Source organism: Alistipes provencensis (genome assembly GCF_900083545.1).
Lineage (GTDB): Bacteria > Bacteroidota > Bacteroidia > Bacteroidales > Rikenellaceae > Alistipes > Alistipes provencensis.
Map to the genome: position 1 here is coordinate 3,174,996 of NZ_LT559262.1, position 16,658 is coordinate 3,191,653.

At 52.7% G+C, this 16,658-nt stretch carries 12 protein-coding genes; 8 read left to right on the forward strand and 4 right to left on the reverse strand.

All coding sequences use genetic code 11. The annotated features are described in order from the left end of the window. Positions 1-60 precede the first annotated feature (60 nt). Complete coding sequence (locus BN5935_RS12475) at positions 61-579, reverse strand: peroxiredoxin family protein (protein ID WP_064976947.1); 519 nt, start codon at positions 577-579, stop codon at positions 61-63. Positions 580-1,042: 463 nt separating this feature from the next. Next, positions 1,043-1,519: a hypothetical protein gene (locus BN5935_RS12480; protein WP_064976382.1), complete on the reverse strand. Its 477-nt coding sequence runs from the start codon at positions 1,517-1,519 to the stop codon at positions 1,043-1,045. A 1,203-nt stretch (positions 1,520-2,722) separates the two neighbouring features. Between BN5935_RS12480 and BN5935_RS14975 the strand changes: the two genes are divergently transcribed. From BN5935_RS14975 to BN5935_RS15435, 8 genes are all read left to right on the forward strand, one after another. Continuing rightward, complete coding sequence (locus BN5935_RS14975; protein WP_262481030.1) at positions 2,723-3,016, forward strand: nitrous oxide-stimulated promoter family protein; 294 nt, start codon at positions 2,723-2,725, stop codon at positions 3,014-3,016. A gap of 485 nt (positions 3,017-3,501) precedes the next feature. Then, the gene (locus BN5935_RS12495; protein ID WP_064976385.1) at positions 3,502-4,020 is read left to right on the forward strand and encodes an RNA polymerase sigma factor; all 519 of its coding nucleotides are present in this window, start codon (positions 3,502-3,504) and stop codon (positions 4,018-4,020) included. A 104-nt stretch (positions 4,021-4,124) separates the two neighbouring features. Beyond that, positions 4,125-5,309 (forward strand): FecR family protein, encoded by a 1,185-nt coding sequence (locus BN5935_RS12500; protein ID WP_064976386.1) that lies wholly within the window; start codon positions 4,125-4,127, stop codon positions 5,307-5,309. 36 nt (positions 5,310-5,345) lie between these two features. Then, positions 5,346-8,993 carry a SusC/RagA family TonB-linked outer membrane protein gene (locus tag BN5935_RS12505; RefSeq protein WP_162272079.1) on the forward strand — a complete coding sequence of 1,216 codons (3,648 nt, stop codon included), beginning with the start codon at positions 5,346-5,348 and terminating at the stop codon, positions 8,991-8,993. Positions 8,994-9,005: 12 nt separating this feature from the next. Next, positions 9,006-10,484, forward strand: a complete 1,479-nt coding sequence (locus BN5935_RS12510; RefSeq protein ID WP_064976387.1) for a RagB/SusD family nutrient uptake outer membrane protein — start codon at positions 9,006-9,008, stop codon at positions 10,482-10,484. A 46-nt stretch (positions 10,485-10,530) separates the two neighbouring features. Next, positions 10,531-11,472, forward strand: coding sequence for a hypothetical protein (locus tag BN5935_RS12515; protein ID WP_064976388.1), 942 nt, complete (start codon positions 10,531-10,533; stop codon positions 11,470-11,472). A gap of 27 nt (positions 11,473-11,499) precedes the next feature. Next, a complete protein-coding gene (locus tag BN5935_RS12520) occupies positions 11,500-14,163 on the forward strand; it encodes a zinc-dependent metalloprotease (RefSeq protein ID WP_064976389.1) in 2,664 nt (887 codons plus the stop codon). A gap of 312 nt (positions 14,164-14,475) precedes the next feature. Beyond that, positions 14,476-14,868, forward strand: a complete 393-nt coding sequence (locus BN5935_RS15435) for a hypothetical protein (protein WP_064976390.1) — start codon at positions 14,476-14,478, stop codon at positions 14,866-14,868. Between the two features lie 373 nt (positions 14,869-15,241). On the opposite strand, the gene BN5935_RS12530 is transcribed toward BN5935_RS15435, so the two are convergent. Both BN5935_RS12530 and BN5935_RS12535 read right to left on the reverse strand, forming a co-directional pair. Further along, positions 15,242-15,748, reverse strand: a complete 507-nt coding sequence (locus tag BN5935_RS12530; protein WP_204244914.1) for a methyltransferase domain-containing protein — start codon at positions 15,746-15,748, stop codon at positions 15,242-15,244. Between the two features lie 534 nt (positions 15,749-16,282). Continuing rightward, positions 16,283-16,546, reverse strand: a complete 264-nt coding sequence (locus tag BN5935_RS12535; protein WP_064976392.1) for a hypothetical protein — start codon at positions 16,544-16,546, stop codon at positions 16,283-16,285. Positions 16,547-16,658: the final 112 nt, after the last annotated feature.

Consider the following 16,658-nt stretch of genomic DNA (forward strand, 5'->3'; position numbering starts at 1 on the left):
GGAATTTTCGAATAAATTTTTCTTTTCCGGAAAAATCCGACAAAAAACGATCCGCCCGTCCTATTCGACAGTTTCCGAAAGCAAGGCTCCGGCCCGGTTCAGGATTTCGCCAAATCCGGTGACATCGTAACCCTCCGAAAGGGCCGCAACACGCCCTTCGCAGTCCAGCAGGTAGTTTCGGGGAACGGTTTGCGTAGCATACAACCCGTAAACCGAACCGTCGGGATCGAGCCCCATCGGAAACCCGAGTCCGGATTCTTCTCGGAATACAGCCAGTTGCTCCCGGCTCTCACCGCGCGAGACAGCGAGCAATACGAATTTCCGACCGGCGAAACGGTCCAATATTTCGGTCGGCAGGAGTGCCAGTTCCGACCTGCATTCAGGACACCACGAAGCGAAGAAAACCAGCAACACGACATTGCCGCGCAGCTCGGAGAGCCGGATTTCACCGCCGTCATACATCTCAACGGCGAAATCGGGTGCAATATCGCCAACCTGCACTCGTGATTCAAACGACTGGTCATCCTCTCCGATACATGCCCCGGCCAACAATACCGACAACACGACTCCCCGTGTCATTACAACACGGATGCACTCGATAATTGTCCGCACAAAATATCCGGGAAACGTTCCGCTATCCATTTTTATACATTATACGGATAAAACAAGTTTCAATCACAAATTTAGGGAAATTTCCTGAATTTCATCAGTCCTCTTGTCTGCCGATTGCAATTACCGATCTTGATCAAACGAAATATAAAATATTTTACCTACTAAAAGAGAAAAATAATCAAAGATCGCATCAATTTTCCCAATCTTTGATTGTAAGCCATTGATCATATTGATGATTCATTTTGGCGCAAATCGATAAAAAAACATATCGGGAACATAATTCCATAGTGCATGCTGATACGAATCATCCCAGTCTATAATAACAACATTTCCAATTTGGGGTGTTTTAGGGATGGATTCTGGATAGTGACACATAGGGCCCTCAAGTCCGAATGCGGCCATTATAGTACATTCATCCAAATAGTCATGGTTATTTTTCCGGATCGTAAAAAAACATCCACGGAATCATATTCTTAAATTCCTCTCTGTAGGATTCTTTCCAATCAGTGATAACTTCATTATCCTCGATTGGATGTTTAGAAACTGATGCAGGATAATCCGGCATCTGATCTATCCTGAATATAATACTAATTGAGCATTGACTCCGAAATTGGTCATTTTTAGCATTCTTACGAATTTGAGCTGCCGGCCGTGTGCAAAAATCTATCCCGTAAAGTTGATGCTGAGGACTAAAGCTCAAACATACAGCTTTGATATCCAAATCAAAATCTTGAAAAAATTTTTCAAGCCGTTGCCCCTGATACATTTCCTGATGCTCATAAAAATTGTATGTCATGTAAGCCACCGTATCATTGGCAAACTCACTGAACGGACGTTTTTGACCGAACGAATCCGGTGTACACATATTCATACAAATTATCAATATTACAAACTGAATCTTTTTCATACGATTATTATTTAATTGCTATTTGCATTTAACAATCGTCAGACTTGTGCATCAATCATCTATTTCCTTTCGGGATTTACATATATCCGGCTTCCATGATGCTAAGTTCGTTAAAATCTATGAAAATTAAAATAGTTGTTTCAGTTATTATGCACCTTAGTCTGTGGATTTTGACTTTCTCAATTGTATAAAGAACAAACGGGACTGATGGCGAAATCCACTCAAAATTTGATTTTCAGATGAAATCGGTTTATCCACCGATATAAAAACAATGCTGTCAATGTGGATACCATATCATTGCAGTGGCAATAGTTTCCATATCTATTCTCATCATACGAGATGCGATAGCATAATTCCGCTTCCGGAACAAGCTCTCGCAGGGCCTTGTTCCCTATAGCGCCGAACCTGACGCTCACTCTGATGCAGAATCTGACAAACTTCCGAAAAATCCAACATCGGATCACCGTCAAGCATACTGCGATGTTCTTTCAGATAACGCACATCTTCCAAAATCTCCAAAACGATTGTCAGAATACGAGAAATGCTGTCTCCAGATTGATTTTCCATAAATGCGAATATTAGTTTACAGCGCAAAGATGGGATGAAAGCATCACCCGATTATCAATGTTTGAATCAATTATATTTTCACACAAAGTTCCTCTACCAGAAACTTATGCCATATATGAGCAAGAAAACTCATACAATTTACTCTTGCTCAGAAAATTGTATTTTCAAATTATATTCCGTATCTTTGTATTCAGATTCAAGGGCAATACGATGCGAAATGGCTGTGGCCGATTCGGTGTACTAAATTTTGCGACTGTATAATTCCATTGATAACCAACGGTGTCCGGGAAATGTTCGGTTCCCCTACGGAAAGAATCCAGAAGCAATATGCCGAGTCCAAAATGGGCTATCTGGAAGACCGCATTATAACAAAAGGAAATTTTCAAGCTCTGCCTCACCTTGTTCTTAATATGTGCCAATCCGGCATAGTTTTTCCACAAAAAGGCGGTAATATTTTTACGGAGCTGGTAAGTAATCTCCATTGGGACATTAAACCTGCTGAATAGGCAGAAGAAAGTCCGAAAGATCCGGAAGCACATGTCGAAGCAAGAAATCCGTAGAGTTTGTCGGTAATCAGGGCGGAATTGTTGGTAATGACAAAATATAATGACGCGCATAGAATAGGAAAAAGAGACGATCCGACAGATGATCGGATTGTACTGCCGGCATAAAGAAGGCAACAGGGAGCTATGCGATGAGTGCTATAGTTTATTGGAGTATGCCTGCAAGTGTCTGGAGCATTGCCGTTACGGGAATCAGAAAAGCGCCTGCAAAGACTGTCCGACACACTGTTATGCCCCGGCCCATCGGGAGAAGATCCGCGAAGTGATGCGCTATGCCGGACCGCGGATGTTGCTGTATCATCCCGTTGCGGCCTTTCGGCACATGTTCAGAACCGTAGCCCGTTCGAAAAAAGACACTGTGGGTTGAAAAATTTACCAGAAATCTCTCTCCCGATCTATTGGTCGGGAGAGAGATACCCTACAAAAGTATGTTCTATCCATTTTCAAATAGAGTTGGAATTTTTTAAGTTCCAACTCTATTTGTTTACAGCAGGTAATGATTAGGAAACGGACTTATGCTTTGTTATGTTTACATTTTTTCTTGTCAAACAACTCTGATCATTTGAAATGAAATTAACAAAAAAACCGAAATTATACAAATATATATTGGGGGGGGGTACACATAGTGTAATATATCATTATCGAAAGTTCCAATTTTATTGTAGCGTTGTGAAAACCATTTCTTGGCTATTTGAAATAAATGATTCAAACCTCTTGGAAGAATAAGATTCCAACTTTAAGTTTTAACAAAAATGATTTTTTTTTCGTATTTTTGTCCAAATCTTGCTTTCCTAAGCCTGCCGCCGGGTGACGAAGAGCATCCGACTTAATAACGCATCGATACAGAATCCAATGTCACCCAAAGAATTCGAGCGGTTCTTTCAGGCCAATTTCCGGAAAGCGACCTATCAGGCACAGCTGATCGTCATGTCCAAAGAGATTGCCGAGGACATCGTTCAGGATGTGTTCATCAAACTGCTCGACCGGGAGAACCTTTCCACGATGCGGATTACGCCGACCTATCTGAATACCTGCGTACGCAATGCGGCCATCGACTACATCCGTTCGCAGGCATCGCGTATCTTCGTGCAGCTCAACTCGATAAATACCGGAAAATTCGAGACCTCCGACCTCGAGGCGCTCGCGGCCGAGGAGGCCGAATACACCGCGAACCTCCACAGGCTCTACGACGCGATCGAGGCGCTGCCCGAACAGGCTCGCAAAGCGGTTCATCTGGTGTGTTTCGAAAAATACAGTTACAATGACGCAGCCGAAAAACTCGACATCTCGGTCAATACCCTCAAGACACATCTCTATCGGTCGTTCAAGAAGTTAAGGAAGCATCTGGCAGTACTCCTGACGCTCTGTTAGGACGGGATTCCGGAAAAAATCCATTCCCCGGTTACGATTTAAAGCCGAACGTGTCACCCGTTCGGCTTCTTCTTTCGTTATAATAAAAAAGCCATCTCCATACAATGAATAAAAACAATCCTACCCTGGACGAACTATTTCTGCTCTTCAGCCGGGGAGAATTAACGGGAAACGATCTCGAACGACTGCTGGACTGGAGTGCCGGAACGGAATCCGGAGACCGGATTCTGGAGTTGCTCGAAGGCAAATCCCCCTACGGCAAAGCGCTCAAACAGATGTACGCCTACGATCAGGAGCGAGTCTGGAAGCCGATAAGGAAGAAAATGCAGCGGAAATACCGCATGCACCTCCTGCGCCGGGCCGCAACAGTCGCGGCAGCAGCCATCGTCACCGCAGCCCTTACATGGACCGGAGCCCGGTTCCTGTCCGTCGATACTGATGTCCCGGAGCAAAACCGAATCGCCACCATCGTGGAACCCGGCAAAACGAATGCGGTCTTGGAGGTCTCCACGGGAGAGACCCTCGCGCTCGACGGTCAAAAAGAGGGCCATACCCTCAAAACCGCAGATAACGCCATTCACGTCGAAGAAGGAAGCGCACGTTTCGTCCCGGAAACAGCCCCGGCCGCCCGTGAAACGCCTCCGGTCAACACGGTCCGCGTACCCCGCGGCGGCGAATACCGGCTGACACTCTGCGAAGGGACGCAGGTGTGGCTCAATGCAGAATCGAGCATCACGTTCCCGGTGCGTTTCGACGGAAAGGAGCGCCGTGTGACGGCCTCCGGCGAGGTCTATTTCGAGGTGGCGCACGATCCCGGGCACCCGTTTGTCGTGGAGATCGACCGCGCGACGCTCACCGTGCTCGGAACCTCGTTCAACGTATATAGCTACCCCACAACCGGACAGACGGAAATCACGCTGACTGAAGGCAGCCTGAAAACGACGGCCCGCGAAAGCGGCGAAGAGACGACGCTCCGGCCGGGAATGCAAACTACCGTGGACGACACGGGACACCTCTCGTCGCGTGAGGTGCGCAGTGAGTTCCTGACCGCCTGGCGGCACGGCATGTTCGTCTTCTTCGAAGAACCGGTCGTCCCGATCTGCCAGAAACTCGCACGCTGGTACGACATCGAGATCGCGGCCGACCCCGACGAACTCGGGAACATCCGCTTCACGGGAATCATCAAACGGCAGGAGACCTTCAACAAGGTCGCCGAACTGCTGGCCTCGACCGACGAAATCTATTTCACGGAGCGGGACGGCCGTTTCGAGGTCCACGCCCGCAAATAAACCCTACCCGACACTATTCATCTTAAATACATGCATATGAGGAAATTTTACTTAGCCATCGAAAGAACGGCCCGCAGGAGTCTGTCAGCCGCTCTGTCGGCGGTCCTGCTATGGAGCGGCATCTTCGCCGCGCCGGATGCACGGGCTGCCCAACCGGCTCCCGTCAGGGTATCCGTTTCACTCCGCAATGCCAGTCTGGAGGATGTCCTGTTACAACTGAAGAGCCAGACCGGTTATTCGATACTCTACAACAGCGCCCTCGTCAAGAACGTCCGGGGAATCACCGTCCAGAAACGGAATGTTCCCGTCACCGAGGTGCTGGATGCAAGCCTGAACGGTACGAACCTCGTCTATACGCTCAACGATGAGACGATCGTCATCAAACAGAAAGGCGCTCAGGAGGGAAAACCGGCACCGCAGGAGCGGAAAACGCTCAAGGGCCGGGTGACCTCTGCGGGAACGCCTTCGCAGCCGCTGGCCGGCGTATCGGTCTACCTGACCGACCAGGCCGGGCACATCGTCCAGGGTACGCTGACCGACGGGCAGGGCAACTATGAACTGCAAATCCCCGACCTGACCGGGGGGGGGAAACCGACCGCCGTGTTCAGCTTCATCGGCATGGATGTCGTCAAGATACCGTTCACCGGACAGGCCACGCTGAACGTCAAGATGGTCGAGAAGATCCAGAACGTGGAGGATGTCGTGGTGACCGGTTACCAGAAGATCCGCAAATCCAACATGGCCGGTTCGAGCACGACGATCAAGCGGGAAGAGATGTACTTCGACGGAACCAACAGCATCGAACAGATGATGCAGGGCAAACTCTCGGGTACGGTGGTCATGAACACCAGCGGTATGGTGGGATCGCGCCAGAAAGTCCGTGTCCGCGGTACCTCCACGCTGCTGGGCAACCGGGAGCCGGTGTGGGTCGTCGACAACATTATCCAGCAGGACCCGCTGCCCTTCAAGACGCAGGAGCTGGACGCGCTGGGAAATATCTCGGAGGACAACTTCGACATGGTCCGGAACTTCGTGGGAAGCGCCATCTCGTGGCTCAACCCCAATGACATCGAGTCGATCACCGTCCTGAAGGACGCCTCGGCGACGGCGATCTACGGCGTGAAAGCCGCCAACGGCGTCATCGTCATCACGACCAAGAAGGGAGAGGCCGGCCGCTTGTCGGTCAACTACTCGGGCAACGTGTCGATCGGCTCCAAGTTCACCTACGACAAGATGAACCTGATGAACTCCAAAGAGCGCATCGACGTGTCGCGCGAAATTTACGAACGCCGCCTGATGGGACAGAAACCGCTGGAGAATATCGGCTACGAAGGCGTACTGAAACGCTACCTGAACAAAGAGATCTCCTATGCCCAGTTCAACGAAGAGGTCCGCATGCTGGAGCAGGTCAACACCGACTGGTTCGACCTGCTCTACACCAACCCGGTCAGCCACAACCACAGTGTCAGCGTCTCGGGCGGCTCGGAGAACATCATCTACCGCACCTCCCTGAACGCCACGTTCAACAACGGCTCGGCCCGCGGCAACGACTCGGAGCAGTACAGCGCCTCGATCAACCTGCAGGCGAAACTGCGCCAGAACATCACTCTCGGCGTCGGTATCACCGGTGCGGTCGGCAATACCTCGGGATTCTTCGGATCGGTCAACCCCTACACCTATGCGACATCGACCAGCCGTGTGATTCCCGCCTACAACGAGGACGGCAGCGAATTCTACTACGAAAAAGAGCTCGACGGGTTCCGCTACAACATCCTCAACGAGCTGCACAACACCAGCAACACCAACGACACCAAATCGTTGAACGCCAACATCAACTTCGAATGGGACATCATTCCCGGACTGAAGTTCACCAGCATCTTCGGCCTTGCCGCGAACAACACCGTGGGCGAGACCTACGCCACCGAGCACAGTTACTACATCACCGACATCCGTGACTACGAATTCGGCGCCTACGGTCCCGAGGACGACAAGTACAACCAGTCGTATCTGCCCCACGGCGGTGAGCTGAACACGCTGGAAAACCGCCAGATCAATTACAGTTGGCGCAACATGCTCGCCTATAACCATACGTTCGCCCGAAAGCACCGTATTTATGTGATGATCGGTCAGGAGCTGGCCAGCAACAAATACGACGGCGTCTCGGCCACGACCTACGGCTATTTCCCCGACCGCGGCAAGACCGTGACGCTGCCGCCGCTGCAGATTCAGGGAGCGACCAGCACCTCATCGATGGACAACCCGCTCTACGACCGCATGTCGACGCGCATCACCGACCGCAGGACCAATACCGTCGGCTATTTCGGCAACGTCAGCTATTCGTTCGACGAACGCTACGTCTTCAACGCCACGATCCGCTCCGACGCTTCCAACCAATTCGGACAGGACACGCGCAACCGCTTCCTGCCCGTATGGTCCGTGGGTGTGCGCTGGAACGCCTACAACGAACAATTCATCAAGAATCTGGAATGGATCAGCGACCTCAGCCTGAGCGCCACCTACGGCTGGCAGGGTAACCTGGCCGACAATTTCGGACCCTCGCTGATCACCTACATCCCCTCCGACAACATCGACACCTCGACGGGCGAATACCTGCAGATGATCAAGAACCTGCCCTACAACGATCTGCGCTGGGAGAAGGTCAAGAGCGTCAACCTGCGTTTCGATCTGGGTCTCTTCAACAACCGCTTCGTCGCTTCGGCCGAATACTATCACCGTAAGACCGAGGACATGATCGTCTACAAGCAGATTCCCTATTCGTTCGGTGTCACCTCGATGCCGATCAACGGCGGCAGCATGAAGAACTCGGGTTGGGAACTTACCGTAGGCGGAACCGTCATCCAGACCAAGAACATCTCGTGGTATCTCTCGCTCAATACGTCGAAGAACTACAACGAGGTCAACTCCACGATCGAGGAGAACGCCAATTGGCGCGCCGCAACCGGCGGTACGCTCAACAAGAAGGGCTATCCGGTCGGTGCCATCTGGGCCTTCGAACTGAAAGATCTCGACGACCGGGGATACCCCGTATTCGACATTCCGACGGCCGAAGAGATGCCCGAGGCACAGTACGATGCCACGCTCTACATGAAATACATGGGATCAATCGAACCGGACTTCTCGGGCGGTTTTTCCACGACGTTCCGTTACAAGTCGTTTGCGCTCTCCACGTCGTTCAACATCAACCTGGGCGGCAAACGGTTCCTTGCGCCGCTCTTCGACAGCGGGCTCACCAACAACATCCCGAGCGCCTACGACAACCTCTCGAAAGACCTGCTCAACCGCTGGCGCCAGCCGGGTGACGAGGCCAAGACCAACATCCCGACCCTGCCCTCCTACATCAGTTCGAGCACCTCGCCGTCGGTCACGGCCTATCAGGCTTTGCTTCCCAACGGCAGCCGGGAGTATCTCCACGCACTTTACAACTACTCCGACGTGCGGGTCGTCGACGGCTCCTACATGCGTTGCAACAACATCATGCTGACCTACAACTTCCCCTCCAAGCTGCTCAACCGCTGGAAGATGAAGAACCTCGGCATTACGGCCAGCGTGAGCAACCCGTTCACCATCCACAGCAGCGATTTCAAAGGGCTCGACCCCGAGGTGGCCACCGGATCGCAGCCGCTGATCAGAACCTACACACTTACCGTAAACATCGGATTCTAACCCTTGAAAGACATGAAAAAGATCCTATCATACATACTTGGCTGGGCTGTGGCGGCCTCGATGCTTCCCGGCTGCTCGTCCTTTCTGGAGGAGTCGAGTCAGGACGAAATCCGCCCCAGCTCGACAAACGACCTCGCACAGTTGCTGCTGGGCGAAGGTTACCCCCGCAACAGTTTCTTCATCGGCTATCTGGACCTGATGACCGACGATGTGGAGAGCGCCTACAATACCCGGCAGGGCGAATACCTCCGGCGGGGACGCGCCCCCTTCACCTGGAGCACCGACGTTTTCGAGGAGATGAGCGCCGCCTCGACCGAAGGCATCACGACCTGGCAGGACTACTATAACCAGATTTCGGGTTGCAACGTCGTGATGGACAATCTCGACAAGGTGACGGGTTCCGAAGAGGACAAGGCCAACCTGCGCGGGCAGGCGTTGGCGCTGCGGGCCTACTACTATTTCATGCTGGTCAACGTCTTCGCCGAGCCCTACAACGCCGCGGGCGTCGATGTCACCACATCGCCCGGCGTGCCCATCATCCTGGAGTCGGCAGTCACGGACTATTTCCCCGAACGCAAAAGCATCGCCGAGGTCTATGCCCGGATCGAAGCCGACCTGCTGGAAGCTGCGCCGCTGATGGAACAATACGGCACCAACAACGGGAACTCCAAGGTCACCGACCTGTTCGTCCACCTGTTGCTGAGCCGCGTCTATCTCTACATGGAGCGCTGGGACGAAGTGATCGAAGAGGCCGACTACGTCATCAAGAAACGTCCCAATCTGATCAACCTCAGTACCTATTGGAGTTCGGCCTCAATGAATGTCTATGCCACCGGCAGCCCCGAACGCATCTGGGGTTACAGTTCATTCATGGAATACGAGGATTTCTTCTACGGCTCGAACAACGGGCAGGATGCCTTTTTCGTCTCCAAGGATCTGCTGGGCATCTACGAGGTCGAATATGACGAGTGGAATGAGGAGTACTCCGGCGACCTGCGTTACACCTACTACTATGAGCTGGACAACAACTATGACCAACCGACTCCGGTCTCTCCTTTCAAGAACCAGACCCAAGCGGTAAGAACGACCGATTACCAGAAAGGATTCCGCGTCGCCGAAGCCTACCTGAACCGCGCCGAGGCCAACATCCGCCTCTATCTGGAAGACGGCAGCGAGGAACGGCGGCAGTCGGCGCTCGCCGACCTGAACCACCTGCGCGAATACCGGTTCGACTCCTATCCGGGCGATTCAGACTACTCGGGCGAAGCGCTGCTCGATTTCTGCAAGGCCGAACGGCGCCGCGAGCTTAGTTTCGACGACCATCGCTGGTTCGACCTGCGACGCTACGGCAAACCGGCGCTCACGCACAGTTTCTCGATGGAGTCCGGTTCCCAGCAGACCTACACGCTCGAAGAGGGCAGCTCCCGCTATGTGCTGCGCATCCCGCAGGTCGTCATGCTGCGCAACCCGGCACTGGTACAGAATCCCTGACACAAGCGTCCCGTAAACCGACATAAACTTTCAGACACGGAAAAACATGAAAAAAGAGTTGAAAAACATATGCTTCGGAGCAGCGCTTCTCGCCCTGCTCCTGGGTTCCTGCTCCAACGAGGATACGCCGACGCCGAGCACCGGGACCGAACCGTTCTGGTCGCTGGCCGATCTGCCGCAGGGCGACCACGAGTACGATCAGCGGATCGTGGAGCTGTCCGAAAAATACAACAGCGTCATCCTCTACAAGTTCGACATAAATGAGTTCTATTGGAACGTCACCTCCGACATTCGCTGGTGGGGAGAAACACGCGACACGTTCCATGCAGGATATGTGGCCGAAGCGGCCGATGAGAATTACGTCGGGGAGCTCGTGAAGCTGCTCGAAGAGAAGATCATCGCCCACTTTCCCGACACGCTACTGACCCGGACAATGCCCCATAAGGTACTCCTGCTGAGTAAACTGGAATACGCTTCCAAGATCTCGCCTCTCAATAAAATCACCTGGGAGACCGTTGATGCCTATTCGGGCTACGACTACCTTGCGTTCAACTGGGCCAATGCCGACATCGAGGCGTTCACACCCGCCATGCGCACCCGCTTCAAAAGCAAGGGATGTGCGGCCTTTCTCAACCGGCTCGCGGACAAGGAGCTGATCGAACGCTCTTCGGAATTCCACGACCTGACGAACTATTCGGCCTCCTACTCCACGACCAGTGACTACCCCTCCGATGCAGACATCACGAAACTGCGTCAACAGGGCATTATCAATTGGAGTTCCCGCGCAGACCAGATGCTCGACTGGAAAGACTATGTAAACGCCATTACCGGCAGCACCCTCGAGCAGTTGGAGGCCGAAGGCGGTATTCTGAATGCGTCATTCGACAAATACCGCCGTATCCGCGCCAAATACGATCTGATCGTCGCCCATTTCAAGGAGCGGTACAACATCGACCTGCAGGCGATCGGCGACGATTCCGAAGAGTAATTTCACCCAATAAACAACAAAGAAAACATGAAGAAATGGATTTTAGCGGGTACGATCCTGGCCTTGTTGGCCGGGATCGCAATCCCCACCTCCTGCGCCGCCGCATCCAAGCGCAAGAAAAAAGCGAAGACCGAGCAGGCGAAGGAACAGCCTCCCAAAAAGAAGCAGACACCTTACGAAAAACTGTTCGACAAACCCGGCTGCGAAACGGTCACCGGCAAATTCATCACCCTGCATAAGGTCAACGGCAAACTCTATTTCGAATATCCCCTCCGGCTGCTGGGACGTGAACTGCTGATTGCTTCCACGCCCGTGGAGTCGAGCAATTCGGACATCTGCACGGTGGGTTACAAGAGCAAGGACCCGATGCACGTCACCTTCGACCTGATCGACAGCGCCATCTTCCTGCGGACGGTCAACGCCATGGTCAGCTACGACGAAAAGGATTCGTTGATGCGCAACGCCGTCCAGAAGAACTACATGTCCGCATTCAAGGGCAAGTACAAGATCGAGACCTTCTCGCCGGACAGCACGGCCGTCGTATTCGAGGTCACGCCGCTGTTCAACAGCAAGGTCGACGAACTCAACCCGGTGCTCGAAAGCAACGGCATGTACCAGATCACGTCGAACCTGAAGTCGGACCTCACGGCTTTCGGCAAACTGAAGGCCTTCGACGACAACGTCAGCATCGAGACCTACCAGACCTACTCCTACGACATACGCCTGCTGTTCTTCAACCTCGGCAAGGGCGAACTCTCGACCAAGGTCAACCGCACAATCCTGCTGCTGCCCGAGGACCGTATGAAGCCGCGTATCTCCGACTCCCGCATCGGCGTGTTCCTCACCGGCAAGCAGCGCATCTCCAACGAGGAGGACCAGATTCAGCTCTACACCTTCGCCAACCGCTGGCGCGTCGAGCCCAAGGACCAAGCGGCCTGGGAGCGCGGTGAACTGGTCGAGCCGGTAAAACCGATCGTCTTCTATGTGGACGACGCCTTCCCCGTCCTGTGGCGCGACCCGATCAAACGGGCCGTACTCCGTTGGAACAAGGCCTTCGAGAAGATCGGCTTCAAGAACGTGCTTCAGGTGCGCGACTTCCCCAAGGACGATCCCGAGTTCGATCCCGACAACCTGAAATACTCCTGCATCCGCTACCTGCCCGTCAGCGTCGAGAATGCCATGGGCCCGTCGTGGGTGGATCCCGTCACCGGCGAGATCATCAACGCTTCGGTCATCGTCTACAACGACATCGTCAAGCTCATCAACAACTGGCGTTTCATCCAGACCGCACAGATCGATCCCCGCGCCCGCGCCAAGAAGATGCCCGAGGATGTGATGACCGAGTCGATCGAGTACGTCGTGGCCCACGAAGTCGGCCACACGCTGGGACTGATGCACAACATGGCCGCTTCCAGCACGTTCCCCGTGGATTCGCTGCGTTCGGCCACCTTCACGCAGAAATACGGCACGACACCCTCGATCATGGATTACGCACGCTTCAACTATGTGGCACAGCCCGGCGACAAGGGCGTGAAACTGACGCCTCCCGACCTGGGCTGCTACGACGAATACGTCATCAAATGGCTCTACTCGCCCATCCCCGGCAACAAATCGGTGAAAGAGGAGGCAAAGGTCCTCGAGAGCTGGGTGGACGAGAAGGCCGGCGATCCCCTCTACCGCTACGGACGCCAGCAGGTTTCGGCCCGCTACGACCCGAGCGCCCTCGAGGAGGATCTCGGCGACGACCCGATCAAAGCCGGCACCTATGGCATTGCCAACCTGCGTTACATCCTCCAGAACCTCAATACATGGATCACGGACGATGAATCCACGGCACACCGTCAGGAACTCTACACCGGCATCCTGAACCAATACTACCGCTATCTGCGCAACGTGCTGATGAATGTCGGCGGCATCTACCTCACCGAGGTCAAGGACGGCACGCCCGGCGAGCGTTTCCGCGCCGTTCCGCGCGACACGCAGCGCAAATCGCTGCAATGGGTGATCAAGCAGATCCGAGAAAGCGGCTGGCTCGATGACAAGGCCCTGACCGACAAGTTCCCGGTAGCTCTGAATCCCTCGCTGAAGATCGTTTCGGCCCTCGGGACCAGTATCCTCTCGACGTACAAAAACGTCACGCTCTCGGCCTATATTTCGGACAAACCCTACCTGCCGCGCGAGTTCTTCGACGACATCTACAACGGTTTCTGGGAGAACACGATCAAGGGCCGCAAACTTACCAATACGGACAAGCTCATGCAACGTCTGATGATCGGCGAAATGATCAAGGTTCTGACCAAATACTCCGGCAAGGGCGGCAACAGCGGCGGCATCACGATCCCTGTCTCGGCCTACGCTCCGACCATCGAGGATATCCGGGCTTACGGGCTCGATGCCTCGGGCCTGACCGACCGTTACATCGACCGCCTGCGCGAAATCGAGCAGGAGCACGGAGCCGGGTATATCGCCACCGAAACTGCCAAACAAGCTTCATACAATTTCGGAGACCGTTACGGCTACGGATTCCAGTCGAGGGTGAACATCAGTACGATCGACGAATCGGAAGCCTACTACTGCGAAACGCTCGACCGCATCGAACGGCTGCTCAAGAGCCGGGTGACGACTGCCAACATAGCCGACAGAGCTTACTACAAGGCTCTCCTGATGCAGATACAGTCCGCAAAAAAATAGACGATCTCTTTAACAGATCGGAACAGACCGAAAACCGATGTTGAAACTTTTTCAGTTCCGACATCGGTTTTCTGATAAAAAGATCGATTTAGTAACACTGGAATCTATACTATTGCCATATTACAGGTCATATTGATATGGCGTGACTTGGGAACGCCCCGCCTCGCAGAGCATGCTGTATTTTTGTATGCCGAAAACCTTGAATGAAAATTTTGACAAACGGCTGGCATCCGAGGATTTCAAGGAAGCGACCGGAAAGACCTTGTCCGAATTCCCGGAAAAAAGTCTGTTGAACCGGTTTGTCGGAATACGGTGCTTTTCAAGGATTGCCTTTGCGACCGGAAGCAGTTTTACCGTGAACGCGACTTTCGTCTTCTGCCTGATACTGGTTATCCACCATTCTCCGTCCGGGGGTTGTGTCAGTTCGTCATATGTGGGCTTGGCCAGATCGGCATACGACAGACCCGTAAAACAGCAGAACAGAAACATATCCCGCGTCCGATCCTGACGCTGCTGCTTGACTTTGCCATTTATCAGGCTGTTGATATCCTCTTCGGTGAAGTATTCGATCGCCGGCTGTTCGACAACATAATAGTAATAGGCGGCGATTTTCTCTGCAAAAGACTGATCCAGTTCCGCAAGGGGGATATCCTTGACTTTAAGTTCTGGCAGACGAAGAAATTCAAATCGCGTCGTAATGTCTGATAACGAGGCAAGGAGTGAATAGCACGGTCGACACCTACACGGGTCTTGTAATCCTTGCAGAATTCATCGCATAACTCCAAAAGAAGTTTGTACTTTCTTCCCAAGCCCAGAACTAATTTCCTCAGAGTTGTCTGTCAAGATGAAGGACAATGCAAGAAGCTGCAAATGATTGTTCTATGCAAAATACAACAAAACAGACGAGGTAACAATCAGGAAACCGAAACCTCGTCTGGAATTACCTTTTTATGCCGGTTATTCCTCGAAAAAGAAAAAATGTATAAATGTTAACTCATTGGAAACTTAATATTTACACCATTTTTCGCCTCACGGGAAGCAAATGGATAATACCGGAGAATGATTACTCCCAAAGATGTTACAATCGTTCCAAGACAACGATCTCGGCACGGCAGTTCGTTCGTAGGAACAGTTCCTGCATGGGTGCCCGGTGATGAATGATAAAGTGCCGTATCGTTTCCTGCACGGTTTTCGGTCGCTGCTTGTCGATAAAACCGTGCGGCAAAAGCAGAACCGCGTAGTCTCCCGACCTTTGTACTTTGGTAAGCCAGTCAAAGAAGAAGATGCATTCCGCCGTCTCGAAAGGAGGATTGGCAATGATATTCTCGCCGCGAAAATCTATATCCTCAAACCGCATCTGCATCGCGTCTACGGTCGGGTATAGCCGTTCGTAAATAGCTATCATATCACCATCCATATCGAACCCGATAATTGCCGAAGGGTGTACTCCCTCGGCAATCAATGCGCGTGTCAGTTGTCCCGTGCCGCAGCAGGCATCGACGATCCGACTGTCATTGTCGAAATACCGTACAGCCAATGCAGCCATCTGCCGCGCCGTACGATCCGGCGTCAGGTATTGCGACAAGTATACGCCCGGGCGCTTCTGACACTCACACAGCGCATCGTATGACCAGTTGTCGCCTTCGTAACGGAACGGCAGTTCGCCGTGCTGCTGAAGGTAATCGTAAATCTCTGCCAGTGTATCGGGTCATCCTGTTGCCGGTGTTTGTAGTAGCTGTTCGTCAGCGAATAGCGCTTTGTAATTTTTTCTAAGGTTTTCATTGTGTAAAAGTTATTATTCAGTTAATTCCGACAGTCGTGTCGAGGGTGAAGTGAGGACCTCGTAACTGTAAAAATCCTCACCGCAGTACTTGCATTGAAAGGCATAGTCCTCGGCATGGGAGCCGGAGAGGCGGCGCCCGCAGTGCGGGCAGTATCGCTGGGCCGCAGCAGTCTGCTGCATCCAGATTTCGATTTTCTCCAGGTCGGAGTGCTTATTCCACCACTCCCCGCAAGCTTTCATGAAAGCCCGACATCCGTCCGTGGGGTCGAAGTCCGACCGTCGCAGGCCCGTAATAGATTCCAGCACTTCATCGCCGGCCTCTTTCCACCAGTAGTCTCAGACTGCGCCTGTCACATTGTCGGCAAGGTCGTCCCCGTCGTCAAAAATGATGTCAATGGTTGAGTTGCCGTCGCTTTCTTCAACTGGGATTTCGTCCATCGTATCGTAAAGCGTCTCCGACTCCTCGATGCTGATCTGTTCATCTTCGGCCTCGGTATCTTCGACATCTTGCCCGACAAGGGTTGCCGCCTTTGCAATGGCTTCCGCTTTAGTCGGAGCGTCTATTGTAAAATGGGTTCTGGTCCAGATCGCATCGCACAATTAGATAAGACAAAGCAGCAAAGCCTTGTAAACGAATCGTTTATAAGGTTTTCTTATTTTTATACATGCGCAAGAAAGAGTTGTTTAAAGCAGATTGTCTGTGGCCTATTCG

What these genes read in the sequence shown, in the direction of transcription:
- BN5935_RS12510 (WP_064976387.1), top strand. Translation starts at nt 9,006, where the DNA reads ATGAAAAAGATCCTATCATACATACTTGGCTGGGCTGTGGCGGCCTCG.
- BN5935_RS12480 (WP_064976382.1), bottom strand. Translation starts at nt 1,519, where the DNA reads ATGAAAAAGATTCAGTTTGTAATATTGATAATTTGTATGAATATGTGT.
- BN5935_RS12520 (WP_064976389.1), top strand. Translation starts at nt 11,500, where the DNA reads ATGAAGAAATGGATTTTAGCGGGTACGATCCTGGCCTTGTTGGCCGGG.
- BN5935_RS12515 (WP_064976388.1), top strand. Translation starts at nt 10,531, where the DNA reads ATGAAAAAAGAGTTGAAAAACATATGCTTCGGAGCAGCGCTTCTCGCC.
- BN5935_RS12495 (WP_064976385.1), top strand. Translation starts at nt 3,502, where the DNA reads ATGTCACCCAAAGAATTCGAGCGGTTCTTTCAGGCCAATTTCCGGAAA.
- BN5935_RS12475 (WP_064976947.1), bottom strand. Translation starts at nt 579, where the DNA reads ATGACACGGGGAGTCGTGTTGTCGGTATTGTTGGCCGGGGCATGTATC.
- BN5935_RS12505 (WP_162272079.1), top strand. Translation starts at nt 5,346, where the DNA reads ATGAGGAAATTTTACTTAGCCATCGAAAGAACGGCCCGCAGGAGTCTG.
- BN5935_RS12500 (WP_064976386.1), top strand. Translation starts at nt 4,125, where the DNA reads ATGAATAAAAACAATCCTACCCTGGACGAACTATTTCTGCTCTTCAGC.